Source organism: Halorarum salinum (assembly GCF_013402875.1).
GTDB classification, from domain to species: Archaea; Halobacteriota; Halobacteria; order Halobacteriales; family Haloferacaceae; genus Halorarum; species Halorarum salinum.
This window is the reverse complement of sequence record NZ_CP058579.1, coordinates 588,559-604,705: the sequence shown is the minus strand read 5'-3', so window position 1 is coordinate 604,705 and position 16,147 is coordinate 588,559. Positions and strand designations below refer to the sequence as shown.

The 16,147-nt window shown below is 69.8% G+C and carries 16 protein-coding genes; 10 read left to right on the top strand and 6 right to left on the bottom strand.

Translation table 11 applies throughout. The features are described from left to right. Nucleotides 1–9: 9 nt before the first annotated feature. The 4 genes from HUG12_RS02895 (at nucleotide 10) to HUG12_RS02880 (ending at nucleotide 3,654) form a co-directional block, all read left to right on the top strand. The gene (locus tag HUG12_RS02895) at nucleotides 10–636 is read left to right on the top strand and encodes a DUF7504 family protein (protein ID WP_179267334.1); all 627 of its coding nucleotides are present in this window, start codon (nucleotides 10–12) and stop codon (nucleotides 634–636) included. 284 nt (nucleotides 637–920) lie between these two features. Continuing rightward, nucleotides 921–1,259 (top strand): DUF5783 family protein, encoded by a 339-nt coding sequence (locus HUG12_RS02890; RefSeq protein ID WP_179267333.1) that lies wholly within the window; start codon nucleotides 921–923, stop codon nucleotides 1,257–1,259. 70 nt (nucleotides 1,260–1,329) lie between these two features. Further along, nucleotides 1,330–1,716, top strand: coding sequence for a NifU family protein (locus tag HUG12_RS02885; RefSeq protein WP_179267332.1), 387 nt, complete (start codon nucleotides 1,330–1,332; stop codon nucleotides 1,714–1,716). 381 nt (nucleotides 1,717–2,097) lie between these two features. After that, entirely contained in the window at nucleotides 2,098–3,654 is a 1,557-nt protein-coding gene (locus HUG12_RS02880) for a sulfatase (RefSeq protein WP_179267331.1), read from the top strand. Nucleotides 3,655–3,768: 114 nt separating this feature from the next. On the opposite strand, the gene HUG12_RS02875 is transcribed toward HUG12_RS02880, so the two are convergent. Beyond that, the gene (locus HUG12_RS02875) at nucleotides 3,769–4,695 is read right to left on the bottom strand and encodes a ketopantoate reductase family protein (RefSeq protein WP_179267330.1); all 927 of its coding nucleotides are present in this window, start codon (nucleotides 4,693–4,695) and stop codon (nucleotides 3,769–3,771) included. Between the two features lie 118 nt (nucleotides 4,696–4,813). Continuing rightward, complete coding sequence (locus HUG12_RS02870) at nucleotides 4,814–5,107, bottom strand: DUF7130 family rubredoxin-like protein (RefSeq protein ID WP_179267329.1); 294 nt, start codon at nucleotides 5,105–5,107, stop codon at nucleotides 4,814–4,816. Nucleotides 5,108–5,274: 167 nt separating this feature from the next. On the opposite strand from HUG12_RS02870, the gene HUG12_RS02865 reads away from it, so the two are divergent. The 3 genes from HUG12_RS02865 to HUG12_RS02855 all read left to right on the top strand — a co-directional run bounded on the left by HUG12_RS02865 (nucleotide 5,275) and on the right by HUG12_RS02855 (nucleotide 6,637). Continuing rightward, nucleotides 5,275–5,748 (top strand): Lrp/AsnC family transcriptional regulator, encoded by a 474-nt coding sequence (locus tag HUG12_RS02865; RefSeq protein ID WP_179267328.1) that lies wholly within the window; start codon nucleotides 5,275–5,277, stop codon nucleotides 5,746–5,748. A 105-nt stretch (nucleotides 5,749–5,853) separates the two neighbouring features. Beyond that, nucleotides 5,854–6,141, top strand: coding sequence for a HalOD1 output domain-containing protein (locus tag HUG12_RS02860; protein WP_179267327.1), 288 nt, complete (start codon nucleotides 5,854–5,856; stop codon nucleotides 6,139–6,141). 145 nt (nucleotides 6,142–6,286) lie between these two features. Next, the gene (locus tag HUG12_RS02855) at nucleotides 6,287–6,637 is read left to right on the top strand and encodes a DUF7344 domain-containing protein (protein ID WP_179267326.1); all 351 of its coding nucleotides are present in this window, start codon (nucleotides 6,287–6,289) and stop codon (nucleotides 6,635–6,637) included. A 380-nt stretch (nucleotides 6,638–7,017) separates the two neighbouring features. Here HUG12_RS02855 and HUG12_RS02850 read toward each other — a convergent pair whose 3' ends face one another. From HUG12_RS02850 to HUG12_RS02840, 3 genes are all read right to left on the bottom strand, one after another. Beyond that, nucleotides 7,018–10,581, bottom strand: a complete 3,564-nt coding sequence (locus tag HUG12_RS02850) for a DNA polymerase II large subunit (protein WP_179267325.1) — start codon at nucleotides 10,579–10,581, stop codon at nucleotides 7,018–7,020. Nucleotides 10,582–10,767: 186 nt separating this feature from the next. Then, the gene (locus HUG12_RS02845; RefSeq protein WP_179267324.1) at nucleotides 10,768–11,187 is read right to left on the bottom strand and encodes a PPC domain-containing DNA-binding protein; all 420 of its coding nucleotides are present in this window, start codon (nucleotides 11,185–11,187) and stop codon (nucleotides 10,768–10,770) included. Nucleotides 11,188–11,538: 351 nt separating this feature from the next. Further along, entirely contained in the window at nucleotides 11,539–12,528 is a 990-nt protein-coding gene (locus HUG12_RS02840) for a replication factor C small subunit (RefSeq protein WP_179267323.1), read from the bottom strand. A gap of 138 nt (nucleotides 12,529–12,666) precedes the next feature. Between HUG12_RS02840 and HUG12_RS02835 the strand changes: the two genes are divergently transcribed. The 3 genes from HUG12_RS02835 to HUG12_RS02825 all read left to right on the top strand — a co-directional run bounded on the left by HUG12_RS02835 (nucleotide 12,667) and on the right by HUG12_RS02825 (nucleotide 14,753). Further along, nucleotides 12,667–13,749 (top strand): bactofilin family protein, encoded by a 1,083-nt coding sequence (locus HUG12_RS02835; RefSeq protein WP_179267322.1) that lies wholly within the window; start codon nucleotides 12,667–12,669, stop codon nucleotides 13,747–13,749. Between the two features lie 381 nt (nucleotides 13,750–14,130). After that, a complete protein-coding gene (gene samp2 / locus HUG12_RS02830; protein WP_179267321.1) occupies nucleotides 14,131–14,331 on the top strand; it encodes a ubiquitin-like small modifier protein SAMP2 in 201 nt (66 codons plus the stop codon). Beyond that, nucleotides 14,328–14,753 (top strand): GNAT family N-acetyltransferase, encoded by a 426-nt coding sequence (locus tag HUG12_RS02825; RefSeq protein ID WP_179267320.1) that lies wholly within the window; start codon nucleotides 14,328–14,330, stop codon nucleotides 14,751–14,753. The genes samp2 and HUG12_RS02825 overlap by 4 nt, the downstream gene beginning before the upstream one ends. On the opposite strand, the gene HUG12_RS02820 is transcribed toward HUG12_RS02825, so the two are convergent. Continuing rightward, nucleotides 14,733–16,124 carry a phosphoglucomutase/phosphomannomutase family protein gene (locus tag HUG12_RS02820; RefSeq protein ID WP_179267319.1) on the bottom strand — a complete coding sequence of 464 codons (1,392 nt, stop codon included), beginning with the start codon at nucleotides 16,122–16,124 and terminating at the stop codon, nucleotides 14,733–14,735. The genes HUG12_RS02825 and HUG12_RS02820 overlap by 21 nt on opposite strands. Between the last annotated feature and the right edge of the window lie 23 nt (nucleotides 16,125–16,147).

Sequence of the window (16,147 nt, the reverse complement as noted above, 5' to 3'; positions counted from 1 at the left end):
CTCACACGTATGCTGGAGGACTCCCCGCTCTCGATCGACGCGCCTCCCGAGGGGCGGAGTCTCCTCATCGCCGGCCCCCCGATGACCGGCAAGTACGATCTCATGTACCGGCTGCTGGGGGACGCGGTCGAGCGGGGGATCGTCATCTCGACGGGCGACGTGGCCGCCGACGTTCGCGCGGACTTCGCCGAGATCGGCGGACTCGACCCGGACGAGGTGGGCGTCGTCGACTGCGTCTCGAAACAGCGGGGCGTCGAGACGCCCGTCACCGACCGGGTCCGGTACGTCTCCTCGCCGAAGAACGTCACCGGGATCGGGATGAAGTTCACCGACCTCTTCGAGGTGTACCGGGAGTTCGACCCCCCGGTCGGCGTGGGGATCCACTCGCTCTCGGAGCTCCTGATGTATCTCGACCCCCAGGACGTCTACCAGTTCGCTCGGGTGCTCACGAAGCAGGCCGAGAGCGAGGGCTGGTTCACCGTCGCCGTCATCGGCTCGACGATGCACGACGAGCAGACGCTCCACACGATGTACGAACCGTTCGACACCGTCGTCAACACCCGCGAGAACGAGGGTGCTCGCGAACTCCGCGTCCGGGACCGCTCGCAGGTCGCGACCGCCTGGACCACCTTCTGACCCGACGACGGAGTTCCGTGACCCGACGCCACCCCGCCCGATAGGGACTGCTGTCCCGCTCGTTGCGAACCTCGTTCGTGACGACCCCGCGACGCTCGCCACCGACGGGTCCGACCTCCCACCCTCGATTCTCCCGAAATCGACAGCATTCGGGCTTCCGTCCCCGTTTCGACCCCGAACCCCGGCCGACGCCGTTCCCTGCGCCGGAGAAATTTCGTATCGCGTAATGTGATTTATGTCCCGGACCGCCGGGCTTACGTCGCCGCCGCCGAAACCGCCCGATAATGGCCGAGTTCGACCCCGAAAAGTTCGAGGACAAGTACGTTCACTACTTCGCCGAACTCCAGCGCGCGTACAAGAACGCCTTCGAGACGATGAACGACCGGTACGACTCGCAGCTGATCCACGGCATCGACCAGCAGGTTCTGAACGAGAGCGAACCGTTCTACGACGCCGAGTCGGGGGCCTTCCGGGTCGAACTCCCGGAGGACCCGGCCGACCGGCTCACGGCGGTCGTCGTCGACGACGAGAAGCTCGCGGTGACCCTGGACCGGTACGTCGACGAGATCGAGGCCGAACTGTACCGCGTGTTCGACGTCGAACCGCCGGCTGACGGCGTGTAGCGGGTCGACACACCCGGAATCGCCCCGGCGGGCGCAAGGCATAAACCGACGTGCTCCCAACCAACCTGTAATGAGCACCGACTCTCAGGAGGCCGACGACGACCTGCGCGAGCGGGTCACGAACTTCCTGCGGCGCAACTTCCCGCAGATCCAGATGCACGGCGGCAGCGCGGCCATCCAGCACCTCGACCGGGAGACCGGCGAGATCCACATCGCGCTCGGCGGCGCGTGTTCGGGCTGTGGCATCTCCCCGATGACCATCCAGGCCATCAAGTCGCGCATGACCAAGGAGATTCCCGAGATCACCCAGGTCCACGCCGACACCGGCATGGGCGGCGGCGCCGACGGCGACCTCGGCGGGATGGGCCACTCGGACGGCGGGATGTCCCCGTCGTTCCCGGGCGAGTCCGGCGACGACGACGGCGAGTCCGACGAAGGGCCGCAGGCCCCGTTCTAGTTCCGGCCCCGTTCTCCTCCGTTTTCCGCCCGTCCAGCGGCGGCGCCGCCCGCGTTTCGAGCCGAACGCCGGATATCGCGGTCGAGCGCCGCTCTCGGCAACGATCCGGTTAGTCCCGACGCTCCCACGATCACGGCGGAATAAACAGAATCTCGCGATATAGAATGCTGCTCCGGGCGCCCACGCCTCGACCGGGACGCCATCCCGCCTCGAACGGGTCCACGGGCCTGAACCCCCCTCCGGTCGTGCTCTCCGAGCGAGTTCCCCCGTAACGGCGGACGGTCGTGCCACCCGATCCGAGCGCCCACTCAGTCGAGGGAGCGGGCCAGCGAACCGCCGAGAGACCAGAAAACGTATTCGGCGCGGGTGGGATTCAGGGGTATGAGCAAGGAGCCCGGGAACGTCCTCCTCGTCGTGCTCGACACGGTCCGGAAGGACCGACTCGGCCCGTACGGATACGATCGGAACACGACGCCGGGGCTCGACGCGTTCGTGGAGGAGGCCACCGTCTTCGAGAACGCCGTCGCGCCGGCGCCGTGGACCCTCCCCGTCCACGCCTCGCTGTTCACGGGGATGTACCCCCACCGGCACGGCGCCGACCAGGAGAACCCGTATCTGGAGGGGGCGACGACGCTCGCGGAGACGCTGTCGGCGGCCGGCTACGAGACCGCCTGCTACTCATCGAACGCGTGGATCACGCCGTACACCCACCTCACGGACGGCTTCGACGATCAGGACAACTTCTTCGAGGTGATGCCCGGCGACTTCCTCTCGGGGCCGCTCGCGCGGGCCTGGAAGACGATGAACGACAGCGAGACGCTCCGGGCGGTCGCGGACAAACTCGTCTCGCTCGGCAACCTCGCCCACGAACGCCTCGCGTCGGGGGAGGGCGCCGACTCCAAGACGCCCGCGGTGATCGACCGGACGCGGTCGTTCGTCGACGACGCGGACGCCCGGGGGGACGACTGGTTCGCGTTCATCAACCTGATGGACGCCCACCTCCCGTACCACCCGCCCCGGGAGTACGCCGACGAGTACGCGCCGGGCGTCGACTCCACCGAGGTGTGCCAGAACTCGAAGGAGTTCAACGCGGGCGCACGCGACATCGACGACGGGGAGTGGGCCGACATCCGGAACCTCTACGACGCCGAGATCGCCCACATCGACGACCAGCTCACCCGGCTGTTCGACTGGCTGAAGGAGACCGACCGGTGGGACGAGACGACGGTGATCGTCTGTGCGGACCACGGCGAACTCCACGGCGAACACGACCTCTACGGCCACGAGTTCTGCCTGTACGACCCGCTCGTGAACGTCCCGCTGCTCGTGAAACATCCCGACCTCGACGGCGGACGCCGCGAGGACACCGTCGAACTGCTGGATCTCTATCACACCGTGCTCGACGCGCTCGACGTGGAGGGCGGCGAACCGGCCGCCCCGGGCGAGGAGGCGATCGGCCTCGATCGGACCCGCTCGCTGCTCTCCGCCTCGTACCGGGCGTTCGCCGACGCGAACGACCCGGACCCCGGACAGGCCGCGGACCCGGACGGCGAGTTCGGGTTCGTCGAGTACTCCCGACCCGTCGTCGAGCTGAACCAGCTCGAGGAGAAGGCCGCCGCGGCCGGCATCGACCTCCCCGAGGACTCCCGGTTCTACAGCCGGATGCGCGCGGCCCGGGGCACGGACGCGAAGTACGTCCGGATCGACCGCATCCCCGACGAGGCGTATCGAGTCGACGAGGACCCCGGGGAGACTGACGACCTCGCGGGCGCCGGCGACGACCGGATCGAGGCGGCCGAGTCGACGCTCGGCGCGTTCGAATCCGCCGGCGGCGGCGCGTGGACCGACGCGGTCGACGACGAGGTCGGCGACGACTCGCTCGACGGGATGGACGACGAGGCGAAGGAGCGGCTCCGCGACCTCGGCTACGTGGAGTAAGTCGAACGACTGCTTCTCTCCGATATCAACTACGGTCTCGCGTTAGTCGACCGTCGACTGTTCTTTCGAAAACCACCGTACTGCGAGCAGTATCGGAGGCGATCGGTGGGATCGCTACCGGTTCCGGTCGCCGTCGGCCGGCCGCAGGCCGCGAGCGGTCTCCCACGCTCCCAGCAGTTCGGCGAGCGTCCGGTTCGTCGGCGTCTCCAGCCCGTGCTTTCGGCCCCGTTCGACGACGGCGCCGTTGATCGCGTCCACCTCGGTCCGGCGCTCGGCCCGCACGTCCTGGAACATCGACGAGCGGTTGCCCGCCGTCTCCCCGACGACCGTCCGGAGCGCCGCGCGGGCGTCCCCGCCGGTCAGGTCGACGCCCTCCGCACGTGCGACGCGGGCCGCCTCGCGGGTCGCCCGCTCCGCGACGTCGGCGGCCGGCGGCTCCGCGAGCGCGCCGTTTCGAACCCGGGCGAGCGCGGACACGGCGTTGATGCCGGCGTTGACCGCCAGCTTCTCCCACCGCCGCCGGGGCATCCCGGGGTCGGCCTCGCAGTCGAGGCCCGCCTCGCGGAACGCGGCCGCCACGCGCTCGGCACGGTCGCTCTCCCCGCCGTCGAGTTCGCCGACGTGGACCCGGCCGACGCCGGTACAGCGGACGCGGCCCGGATCGACGAGTTCGGCGCCGTAGGTGGCGGTCCCCGCGAGCACGCGGTCGCCGAGGGCCGCCCGGAGCTCCCCCTCCGTGAGCCCGTTCTGGAGCGAGCAGACGAGGTCGATGTCCACCCCCTCGCCCGAGAGCGCCGCCGCCGCCGCGGCGGTGTCGTACGCCTTCACCGTCACGAGCGCGAGGTCGGCCGAGAGCCCGTCGACCTCGCTCGCCGCTTCGGGGCCGACGTGCGCGTCGAACTCCCCCGAGATGCGGAGCCCGTCCTCGCGGATTCGCCCGACGTGCGGGTCGCGCCCGACGAGCGTCACCGCGTGCTCGCGGGCGAGCAGGCCCCCGACGAGGCTCCCGAGCGCGCCGGCGCCGAAGACGAGGACGTCCATGTGCGGGGGTGGGGGAGGAGCGAAAAGAGCGGTTCGGTCCTCCCGCGTCTCCGATTCCAGTCGCAGTCTATCGATTTTCTTCGTCGGCGTTCTCGATCCTCGGTTCGGTAGCGGGTCCTCAATCCTCGGTCCAGTAGTAGACGTGTTCGCGGGGCGCGCCGCAGTTGGGACACGCCTCGGGGAACTCGTCGTCGAGGTCGCCCATCTCGCCGCAGTCGCTACAGCGCCACATCAGTTCGCCCTCGCCGACCTCGTGGCCGGCGCGCTCGTGTTCGATCGACAGCGAGACGATGCCCTCCCGCGTCGTCACGTAGAATCCCCCCTCGTCGAAGCCGCGGACGGTGCCGAGCTTTCGCCCCGATTCCGTGTAGACCGGCTGGCCGACGCCGACGTTGAGTGACTCGTCGCTCATGTGTCCCTGTAACACGTCTGAGCGATTAACTCCGCCGGCGAATCCAGGGTGGCGGAGCCGAGTCGGGTCGCCGACCTACACGAAGTCCGCGATGCCGCTCCGCTCGTTCTCGTCGAACACCGTACCGCGCCAGTACCTTTTTGCCTGTATTCCCCGTCCTCTACAGGATGGTTCACGACCTCGACGACGTCGACCGAGGTATTCTCCATGCTCTCCAGGCGAACGCACGGAACGCGACGGCCGCGGACATTGCCCACATGGTCGGAACCTCGGCAAGCACGGTGCGAAACCGTATCGAGTACCTCGAGGAGGGCGTGATTCGCGGCTACCATCCCGAACTCGATTACAGGGAGGCAGGGTTCGAGCTCCACCTTTTCATCGTCTGTCGAGCGCCGACAGCGAAACGAACCGAGTTGGCCGAGAGGGCGTTGGAACTTCCCGGCGTGATCAACGTCCGCGAGATGACGACCGGCGGCCACAACATCCACATCGAGTTGGTGGCCGTCGATTCCGACGCCGCTGACGAGGCCCGCGCGGGAATCGAGAACCTCACCGATCTCGAAATCGTGTCCACACAGATCATCAAGGATCTGCACACCCAACCGTTCAACCACTTCGGAGCTGACGTGGTCCAGGATTGACCACTCGTCACGGATATCATTCCAAATACTGCTGAATAAACAGTCACTATCGATTGAAGCACAGGAACCAACAGGGGAATACCCCCGTATCTGTAAGAGGGGGTAATGGAATCAGTACGGGTTTCCACCGAGATCGTCGAGCGAATCGCTACGCGTGAAGGTGTTGACCCGGTCGACCTCGACGTTCCGCTGTACGAGGCGATCGATACGGACGCGCTCGAAGCGCTCACGAACGGTCCTGGCGATCGACACCCACGGGCACACCTCCGCGTCCGGTTCGCGTTCTACGGGTACGCAGTCACCGTCGACGGGAGCGGGAGCGTTTTCATCGACGAGCAGCCACCGGGGGCGGAAACGGACGAGTCGTCGAGGGAGGAACCGGTCGACACCTGATCGGGCGTACCTGTGGACTGTGGATTCTCCACGTTCTCACCCCTACGCTGTTTAATCCCCAGCGTACGAAGCACTGATTTCCACGGGCTCCTTCCATCCATGGCCCCTACTAGCGGATATGGCTGGGTATTCCCCAAACGCGGGTGTGGCAGGACGCGGTGGCTCGGACGAACGATCGGCCGATGTCGTTCTCGACCTCCTCGCCGATCAACGCCGTCGGGACGTCCTTGCGTGTCTGGAGGGAAGCACACAGTCAATACCGCTGACCGAGCTGGCCGAGGACATCGCCGCCCGTGAGAACGAAGGCTCACTAACGGAGGTTCCGAACGCGGAGGTGCGAACGATCCAACTGTCGCTCCACCACGTTCATCTCCCGAAACTGGATGATGCGGGTGCCGTCGAATACGATCGGGACCGTAACCTGACTCGGGCATCGGAACCGACCGACCGGGTCGAACGTGCGCTGTCCCTCATCGAAGCCGTCGACGAACGATAGTTGCTCGCTCCGTATCGGCGAAGTCCGTACCGTCGTCGAGATTCGTATCGTTCATCTTACTACACCCACGGGACGGTCGCGCGACATCGCCGATTCGCTCGGCTGCGAGTTCGACGAGAACGGAACGGTTAGCCTCGACGAGGACGGGGAAACCACGGTCGAAAACGTCCATGCCGGCGGGTGGATCGCGCGAAAGGACGGGATCCAGGTCGCGATCTCCGTCGGCATGGGATCCTCGGCCGGACTCGATATCCTCAGTACGGAACGAGGACGGCCGTTCCACGGCTTCGACACGTCGGAGAACGCGGAGTGACTCAGAATCACGTGGAGGATTTTCCGTGCGGGTTCTCTTGCAGGTGTGAGTCCATCCTCTGCTGGTCTCACATGAAATCGGCGATGGTCGAGGGCCGATTCTTGTCGTTCTCGAACACCGACTCCAGCGACCGCTCCAGGATCTCCAGGCGCTGTTTGGTGTACTCCCGGCAGTCGAACTCGTCGGCCACCCGGATGGCGGTGTCCATGTACTTGTTCACCGACCCCTGGTGGACCGTCAGCGTCATCCGGCCGCCACACTCCCGACAGTCGCCCGTGAGCGGCATCCGGCGGTACTTCTCCCCGCAGTCCAGACACCGCGTCTCCTGTCGGGAGAACGCCCGGAGGTTCCCGATGAGGTCCGGCAGGAAGTGGTACTCGATGACCCGCTCGGCGACGTCCGTCTCGTCGACCGCGCGGAGCTTTCTGGCGAGTTCGAGCTGGGCGTCCATCTTCTCCATCATCGACCCGAGCGTCTTGTACGCCGAGAGGTCCGGGCCGAGCGCGATGTCGGAGGTGTCGTGGGTGTGCTCGAACCCCCGGTACTCGTCGTCGGTGCCGAGCGTGTCCTCGCCGAGCCGGATCAGGTCCTCGACCGCCCCGGGGTCGGCCATCTCCAGGGTCGCCTCGTAGAACTCCCGCGGGTACTGCCTGACGACGTCCATGTTGTGCGCCTCGTCGTCGATCTCGCTGGGGTCGATGCGCGAGGACATCACCAGCGGCGCGTCCATTCTCCCTCCCCGCTTGTCGGGGAGGAACTGTTTCGAGAAGTTGAGGAGTCCGTCCATGAGGAGCATGACGCAGTCCTCGTCGCCGTCGCAGTTCCTCCGTTTCGAGGCGTGAAAGTACGGATGAGCGTACCCGACCGCGGCCGACGTGAATCCGACGACTCTCCCCACGACCGCCGCGCTCGTGTGGGGCGCCATCCCGAACACGAGTTCCCCCACGAGGTCGTCGCGCTCGTTCACCTCGTAGAACGGCTCCAGCCCGTAGAAGTCGGACAGCAGCTCGTCGACGAAGTCGGCCGTCTTCATCATGTGCTCGGCGGCGCCGTCCGAAAGCACGATGTCCTGCACCTTCAGCTCGACCAGCTGCTCGTCGTGGACCAGCGGCTCGCCGTCGATGTCGGTCTCGTAGCCGAGTTCGCGGAAGTGTTCGGCGGTCACGTCCAGTTCCTCGGGCCGGACCGACGTGACCGGGAGGTCGGTCATGTCGTAGCGCACGGTGCCGTCCTTGAACGCGGAGACGCCGTGTTTCGCACGCAGCACGCCCTTCTCCAGGGGCTCTGGCGTCTTGTTCGCGGAGGTGAGCCCCTTCACCCCCTTCAGGATCTCGAAGCTCCCCTCGCGTTCGCCGACGGCCTCCAGGGCGTCCCGGTACGTCGAGTTGAGGTCGAGCCGTCGCCAGCCGGGGCTCTCGACCTCCCGTTCGCAGCGCGGGCACTCGACGCGGCCGGACTCGTCGGGCTCACAGGTCGTCCCGCAGTCCTCGCACTCGAAGTGCGGCTCGGTGTGGGTCCCGCACTCGGGACACCGGTTCTCGTAGGTGTGCTCGTCGCAGTCGGGGCAGGCGCGCTCGCCGACGAGCACGTCGAAGGTTCCCCGCCCGTGGTCGGTCCGCTCGCGGGCGGCCTCGCCCACCGAGCGCTGGCTGCCGCCGAAGTCGCGGATGGGGAACAGCGCGTGGACCGCGGGCGACAGTTCGCGACTCTCGGACTTCTCCGGGCGGCCCATCCGGTTCCCGATGCGGGTCGGCGCCCGCTCGCGCACCTCGAAGGGCGCCACCTCGTTCACCGCCTTCACGGCGTCGTCGCCGCCGGCCCACTCGCGGGCCTCCTCGGTCAGGTCCGAGAGCTCCCACTCCCGGTTCAGTCCGTCGGTCACGCCGAGCTGTCGGAGCAGCGGGCGGAAGTCGGGGACTCGGAGGGCGTCCGGCGTCTGGGTGTGCTCGACGAGCAACGTCTCGAGCGTCCGCCGGACGCCGTCGACGTTCTCGATCGCCAGCACGTCGCCGGTGACGTCACCGGCCGCCGCCGCGTCCGCGAGCGCGTCGAACTCCTCGACCGAGACGTCGTGCCAGAGGTACGTGTACGCCGGGTGGAGCGGGGCGTCGTACTCCTCGGCCCACGCGAGCGCCCGCTCGGCGTCCGGGTCCGTCAGGTCCAGCCGCGGGTCGTCCCGGAGCGCCTGGAGGTCGGCGCCGGCGGCGGCGACGTCCTGCTCCCACCACTCCCGCACGTAGGAGGCGGGCGCGAGCGGGTGGTTGTTCTCGACGAACTCGCCGAAGTTCACGAGGTACTCGCCCAGGTCGAGGATCTCCTCGACGCCGTTCCGCACTTCCAGCGCCTCCGCCGGGTCGTCGACCCGTCGCACGTCGCCGTTGGCCAGCCTAACGGTCGGCCCCTCGATGGAGTCGACGGGGACGACCCCGCCGGCCTTCCCCGGCCGCTCGGTCTTGATCTGGGTCCCGGTCGCGAGGAAGTCGTCGACGAGATGCATCGTCGCCGGGTGGACGCCCGCGGTCGCGAACCCGTGGTTGCGTGCACGGCCGTAGCGTAGACGAAACCCCCCCGCCTCCGAGGGGTGGCCGAACACCGGCCGGCCGGCGATGAGGTCCCGAAGGAACTTCGAGGCCGGCTCGACGCGGTTCGGGCCGTCCGGGGAGTCGTCCACGGGGCCGTCGTCTCCGCTCCCGTCGCTCTCGGCGTGGGCGGCGGCCTCTTCGTCCCCGTCCCCGTCTCCGTCGCCGGCGTCGTCGCCGTCGGCCCCGTCCGCCTCGGCGCCGTCGCTCTCGTAGTACGTGCCGTCGATGAGGTCCTGGAGCCACGGCCAGTCCACCTCGTCGAGCTGGCGGGTGTAGCGCTGGATCTTCGGCGCCTTCAGCGCGATGCCCTCCGCCATGACGAGACACATCCCCCCGCGGGCGGAGTTCGTGTCCACTCGCTCGAGGTCGCGAAAGCCGGAGACCTCCTCGTCCCCGGTCGCCTCGCCGTCCAGCATGATCGGCATGTGTTTCGCGATGAACCTCGTCTCCTCGTCCTTCGGCGTGTACTGGAGGCCGGTCTCCTTGTCGTACAGCGCGACCTCCTCGGCGTACCGCTCCACCTCGTCGCTCCGCGCGGCGTACTCCTCGACGTCGAGCAGCGACCGGGCGTAGTCGGCGACGAGCACCGAGAGCGCCTGCGCGGTCCCGCCCGCCGAGCGGATCGGGCCGGCGTAGTAGACGTTCACGAACTCCGTCCCGTCGTCGTTCGTCAGCAGTTCGACGCGGTCGATGCCCTCGATGGGGGCAGCGACGACGCCCTCGGTGAGCAGCGCGACCGCGGTCCGGACCGCCCCCTCGATCTTCCCCTCGCGGGAGTCGAAGTCGCCGACCTCGCCGTCGACGAAGTCGGTCACCAGTTCGAGGGCGGCCTCCTCGCGGGACATCTCGCCCTCCAGCTCCCGGACGCGCTCGGCGACGCCGGGAATGCCGAGGATGTTCTCGACGCGGTCGGCCATGTCGCGGGCGACCGGAATCTCTATCTCGGTCTCGGGGTCCTTCCCCTGCGCCTTCGCGGCCTCGGCGCGCTCGAACGCCTCGTCGAGTCGCTCCTCGATGCCGGCGAAGTAGCGCTCGTCGTCCGGTCTCATCTCGTCCCTCCCGTCGGCGTCGGTGACGACCCCCGCCCCGTCGCGGCCGCGGGGCGACCGGCCTGGCTGACGGCTCGCGGGGGTCGTCGATGCACGTCAATGCGGTGTGTCGGGGAGGGAGATAAATCCGTTCGTCCGCCCGTCGATCGTCCGGCCGAAACGGGGACGGTCGGACCCTCCCCCCGCTCAGAGCCAGAGGTCGAGGTCGGTGACCTCGTCGCGTTCCCGCTCCAGGGGGGTCTCGAACGCGCGGAGGTACACCTCCCCCGCGAAGACGGTCCCCGAGTCGAGGTGACCCGCCACCGCCTGGCCGCTCCGGCGGGAGAACACGGCGTGGGTGTGGGCGAACCGTTCGCCGTCGAGCAGGGAGACGTTGCCGACGCAGGCGGCGACCTCGAGCGGTTCGTCGAACGTCACCGAGCGGTACTCCGTCCCCTCCTGGTCGTAGTACCAGACCTCGGCGTCCCGCACGGCGCCCATGGCGGTGAACCAGCCCGCGTCGACGCCGACGCGGTCGGCCAGGGCCTCGATCTCGGCGCGCCAGTCGCTCCCCGTCTCGAGGCGCGCGAGGTACTCGCCCTCGACCTCGACCTCGCGATAGTCCATGCCCGTTCCGTCGGTCGTATGCGAGTAAAGCCTTGCTCTCGTGTCGTCGGGGTACAGTTCCGGAACGCTCCGTGGTGCTCGGCTTCTCGATCGGTTGGTCGTTCCGGATTGGTTGGTCGTCGTGGAGCGGCGCCCGCGGCCCCTTTCAGTCCCGCCCGCCCGCGGCCTCACCCTCCCGTACCTCGGAGCGAGCTCCGAGGTAACTGGTGGACGCCGGTGGGCAAACAGTAGTGGTGTGCTTCCCACACCACCCGAATCGAGCGAAATCCGGACCAAACGACCGCGTTCGCTCGCCGAAGCAGTCGCTCCTCCCCGAAAACCGACGATAACGCCCCACCCCACGAACGACGCCTACTCCTCGGAATCGAGCGCCAGCGACGCGAGCAGCGCCTCCAGTTGCACCTGCTCGTTCGCGCCCTCGGTGATGCGGTAGTCGGCCTCGCCGATGCGCTCCATCAGGCGGACGGCCTCCCGGTCGGTCAGCCCGAAGTCCCACACCGAGCGGTGGAGCTGGTCGATGACGTCGCCGCCGGCCATCCCCGTCTCCGTCAGCAGCGTGTCCAGGGTCGCGCGCGACTTCGAGAAGTCGCCCTCGAGCGCGTCCTCAACCATCGCCTCGATCTCCTCGGGACGGGCCGTCGCGGTGATCTGGTAGACGGCCTCCTCGTCGACGACCTCGCCGGTCGTCGCGGCCGCCTGGAGCGAGTTGATCGCCCGGCGCATGTCGCCGTTCGCGGCGTAGACGAGCGCGTCGAGCCCGTCGTCGGTGAGTTCGATGCCCTCGATCCCGGCGATCTTCCGGACCTGCTCCTCGACGGCCTCGTCCGAGAGCGGCGAGAAGCGGAAGACGGCACAGCGCGACTGGATGGGGTCGATGATCTTCGAGGAGTAGTTACACGAGAGGATGAAGCGCGTGTTGTCCGAGAACTGCTCCATCGTCCGGCGCAGGGCCGACTGGGCGTCGTCGGTCAGCGAGTCGGCCTCGTCGAGGAAGATGACCCGGTAGTCGTAGCCGCCGAACGACGAGCGCGCGAAGTTCTTGATGCGGTCCCGGACGACGTCGATGCCGCGCTGGTCGGAGGCGTTCAGTTCGAGGAAGTTCGTCCGCCAGTCGTCGCCGTAGATCTCGCGGGCGATGGCGACCGCGCAGGTCGTCTTCCCGACGCCCGCCGGCCCCGCGAACAGCAGGTGCGGCAGGTCGTTCCGCTCGATGTAGCTCCGCAGGCGCGAGACGATGTCCTCGTGCCCGCTCACGTCGTCGAGGGTCTCCGGCCGGTACTTCTCGATCCAGACCTCCCGGCCCGGCGCGGCCCCCCCGTCCTCGGCGTCGGCCTCGCTCATGTCCCGGAGTGGGTGGCCCGCCGGCATAAACGCCCCGAGACGGCGACGCCCGTCGGGCCGCCCCGCCACGCTCGTCCCCCGTTCGCGCCGGTTCGGCCGACCACGAGACCTATATCCGGCGGAACGGAACCCGCTCCCGTGTCGTCCCGCGCCGCACGCACCGCACGCGTCGAACGGGCCGAATGGGCCACACGCGCCGCTCGAGCCACTCGCGTCGCGCTCGCCGTCGCGCTCTGTGCGCTCCTCGCGGGCGGGGCGCTCGTCGGCCCCGTCGCGAGCGGCGGGCCATCGAGCGCGGACGCGGTCCCCTCGGGTCCGTTCACGACCGTCGCGGTTTCGCCCGGGGAGACGGCCGAGGGGCCCGTGACCGCCGCGGACGGCCGGGTCGTCGTCGCCGGAACCGTCGAGGGCGACCTCCACGCCTACGGCGGCACCGTCGTCCTGACCGAGGACGCCGTCGTGACCGGCGAGGTGCAGGCGTTCGGCGGCAGGGTGGTGCTCGCGGGCGACCTCCGCGGCCCCGCCATCGCCTACGGCGGAACCGTCACGGTCGCCGAGACCGGGACGACCCGCGAGGTGAACGCCGGCGGTGAGACGGTCCGACTGGCCGGCGAGGTCGGCGACGCGACGGTGCTCGGCGCGACGGTCGTGCTGGCCGCGGGCGCGACCGTCGAGGGGGACCTGGAGTACGACGCCCGACTCGACGACCGAGGCGGGGCCGTGACGGGCGAGCGCCGGCCGACCGACGCGCTGCTCGGCCCCGCCGGAACCGCGCTCCGACTCGGGGGCCGGCTGCCCGTCCTGCTCCCGTTGCTGGCCGGGCCGCTGGGGGTCGCGCTCGCCCGCGCGGACCCGCGGACGGACGCGCTGGCGACGCGGGCCCGCGACGCCCCCGGTCGGACGCTGGCCCGCGGCGCGGGCCTCGCGGTCGGGGCGCTCCTCGGCACCCTGCTCGTCGCCGCCACGGTCGTCGGCCTCCCCCTGCTCGGCCTGCTGGTCCCGGTCGCGGCCGCGGGGTTCCTCCTCTCGCTCGCCGTCGCGACCCGCGCCGCGGGCGCCGCCACGGCCGCCAGGCTCCCGACCTCCGCGGCCGTCTGGACCGTCGCCGTCGCCGTCCTCGCGGCGCTCGTCGCGACCCTCTCCGCGGTCGGCCCGCTCGCCGTCCTCGCGCTCGCGCTCTGGGGCGCCGGGGCCGCGGCGCCGCGGATCCGCCCACTGTGAGCCCGGAGTCCTGCTCACCTCGCTCGCCGGTCGTACCACGTGGCGCGTGCCGGCGGGCCTCCGTGCCCGCCGGACGCGCGCGAGGGACGAGCACCGGAGCGTGAGCGACCGGAGGGAGCGAACGCGAGGCGCGCAGGAGGCTGGGGAGGACGAGGTGCGGTCGGGTGGGACTGAAAGGGGCCGCGGGGCTTTCGGGAACGAGGTCACGCCACACGAATCGACCGACGATGGACGCGCGGTGGCTTTCGACGACCGTGCCACGGCGACCGGCCCGACCTCGAAGCCGAGCGCGCGGGGGCTCTCGGGGAGTGCTCCCCGACGCCCGAATCAACTCCGAACCGGAGAGCAAACGCTGAAACCCGCGGCCCGCCGACGACGGGCATGGACGTGACCGTCGAGGTCGTCGGCGAGGGGGCCGAGGAGGTGTCCCTGGCCGAGGACGCGACGTACGCCGACCTCTGCCGGGCGGTCGGCTACTCCCCGCACGAGGTGACGGCGCTGGTCGACGGCTCGCCGGTCCCCGACGACCGCGCCGTCGACGCGACCCGGGTGAAGGTGCTCCGACTCGTCAAGGGCGGATGACCGGGGGCGCCGGGAGACGCATCGAGGTCCGGGAGGCCGCCGGAAACGACGCGCTGGACGTCCGGCGCGTCCTCGACGGCGCGCTGCTGGAGGTGCCCGAGGAACTGGACGAACGAATCCGCGCGGGGGAGGTGCTCGTCTCGACCGACGACGGGGCCGTGACCGGGGCGCTCGTGCTCGACGGGAGCCGCGTCGAGGCGGTCGCGGTCCGGCCGCGACGTCGCGGGAACGGCATCGGGAGCGAACTGGTCGCGGCGGCGGCAGAACGGGTCGACGGGCCGCTGGCGGCCGATTTCCGGCCGGACGTCCGACCGTTCTACGAGTCGCTGGGGTTCGAGGTCGAGGAGGCGGAGAACGACGGGAACGGGGGGACCGAGGGGGTCGACCACCTCCGCGGCCGCCTACACCAGGGGCTCGACTAGCTTCCGTCCGTCGGCGAGGATCGCACGCGAGCGTTCCTCTGACCCCGACTCGGCGTAGATGCGCATCTTCGGCTCCGTCCCGCTCGGGCGGACGAGCATCCACGAGCCGTCCTCCAGGAGCAGTTTGAAGCCGTCCACCGTCACCACGTCGGCGACGGCCTGACCCGCGACCTCGTCGGGGATGTGGTTCTCCAGGTCGTCGACGACCCGCGCCTTCTCCGCGTCCGGACAGTCGAGGCTGACCTTGTCGGCGACGATGCGGCCGTGTTCGGCCTCCAGCCGGCTCACGCGCTCGTCGTACGGCTCGTCGGCCTCGGTCGCAGCCGCGAGCAGCGCCATCAGCACGCCGTCCTTCTCGCGGACGTGCCCCCGTATCGTGAACCCGCCCGACTCCTCGCCGCCGATCAGCGCGTCGTGCTCGCCGATCGCCTCGGCGACCCACTTGAACCCGACCGGCGTCTCGTACACGGTCTCGCTGTGGTCCTCCGCGATCCGGTCGATGAGGAACGTCGTGGAGACCGTCCGGACCGCCGGGCCGGACTGCTCCTCGAGGAGGCCGTCGTACGTCGCCGCGAAGAAGAGGTTCTCGTCGAGGAAGCCGCGCCCGGGGGTGACGACCGCGAGGCGGTCCGCGTCGCCATCGTTTGCGATGCCCAGGTCCGCGTCGCGGCGCTCGACGGCTTCCGCCAGTTCCGACAGGTTCCCGGCGCTCGGCTCGGGCGAGGACCCGCCGAACTCGGCGTCGCGCTCGCAGCGCAGGCGGACCACCTCCGCGCCGGCCGACTCGAGGAGGGCGTCGGTGACGCCGCGGCCGCTCCCGTGCATGGCGTCGTAGGCGACCGTCAGCCCGGAGAGGTCGGCGCCCACGAGGTCGCGGACGTGCTCGGCGTGGGGCGCGACGAGGTCGGCCCGCTCGACGTCGCCCCACTCGTCGGTCGCCGCCGGCTCGGCCGCGCGGAGGTTCGCCACGATGCGCTCGGTGACCTCGGGCAGCGCGGGCGCGCCGTCGCCCGGGATGAACTTCACGCCGTTGTACTCCGGCGGGTTGTGCGAGGCCGTCACCATCATCGCGCCCGCGGCGCCGCGCTCGACGACCGCGTGGGCGACGAGCGGCGTCGGACAGTCACGCTCCGGCAGGAGCACGTCGAAGCCGTTGCCGGCCAGCACCTCGGCGAGCGACTCGGCGAACCCCTCGCTCGTCGGCCGGGCGTCGTAGCCGACGACGACCGGGTCGGGTTCTGCGGCTCCGTCCGCGGATTCGCCGAGGTAGTCCGCGACAGCCTGACCGACCGCGCGGACCCGCTCGTCGGTGAACTCGTCGAGCGTCGCCCGCCAGCCGTCCGTGCCGAAGGAGATGGGGTCGGTGTCCATACGCGGAGGTCGCCGCCGGGGGA

Coding starts and splice junctions, on each gene's coding strand:
- HUG12_RS02895 (WP_179267334.1), top strand. CDS start 10: ATGCTGGAGGACTCCCCGCTCTCGATCGACGCGCCTCCCGAGGGGCGG.
- HUG12_RS02890 (WP_179267333.1), top strand. CDS start 921: ATGGCCGAGTTCGACCCCGAAAAGTTCGAGGACAAGTACGTTCACTAC.
- HUG12_RS02885 (WP_179267332.1), top strand. CDS start 1,330: ATGAGCACCGACTCTCAGGAGGCCGACGACGACCTGCGCGAGCGGGTC.
- HUG12_RS02880 (WP_179267331.1), top strand. CDS start 2,098: ATGAGCAAGGAGCCCGGGAACGTCCTCCTCGTCGTGCTCGACACGGTC.
- HUG12_RS02875 (WP_179267330.1), bottom strand. CDS start 4,695: ATGGACGTCCTCGTCTTCGGCGCCGGCGCGCTCGGGAGCCTCGTCGGG.
- HUG12_RS02870 (WP_179267329.1), bottom strand. CDS start 5,107: ATGAGCGACGAGTCACTCAACGTCGGCGTCGGCCAGCCGGTCTACACG.
- HUG12_RS02865 (WP_179267328.1), top strand. CDS start 5,275: ATGGTTCACGACCTCGACGACGTCGACCGAGGTATTCTCCATGCTCTC.
- HUG12_RS02860 (WP_179267327.1), top strand. CDS start 5,854: ATGGAATCAGTACGGGTTTCCACCGAGATCGTCGAGCGAATCGCTACG.
- HUG12_RS02850 (WP_179267325.1), bottom strand. CDS start 10,581: ATGAGACCGGACGACGAGCGCTACTTCGCCGGCATCGAGGAGCGACTC.
- HUG12_RS02845 (WP_179267324.1), bottom strand. CDS start 11,187: ATGGACTATCGCGAGGTCGAGGTCGAGGGCGAGTACCTCGCGCGCCTC.
- HUG12_RS02840 (WP_179267323.1), bottom strand. CDS start 12,528: ATGAGCGAGGCCGACGCCGAGGACGGGGGGGCCGCGCCGGGCCGGGAG.
- samp2 (WP_179267321.1), top strand. CDS start 14,131: ATGGACGTGACCGTCGAGGTCGTCGGCGAGGGGGCCGAGGAGGTGTCC.
- HUG12_RS02825 (WP_179267320.1), top strand. CDS start 14,328: ATGACCGGGGGCGCCGGGAGACGCATCGAGGTCCGGGAGGCCGCCGGA.
- HUG12_RS02820 (WP_179267319.1), bottom strand. CDS start 16,124: ATGGACACCGACCCCATCTCCTTCGGCACGGACGGCTGGCGGGCGACG.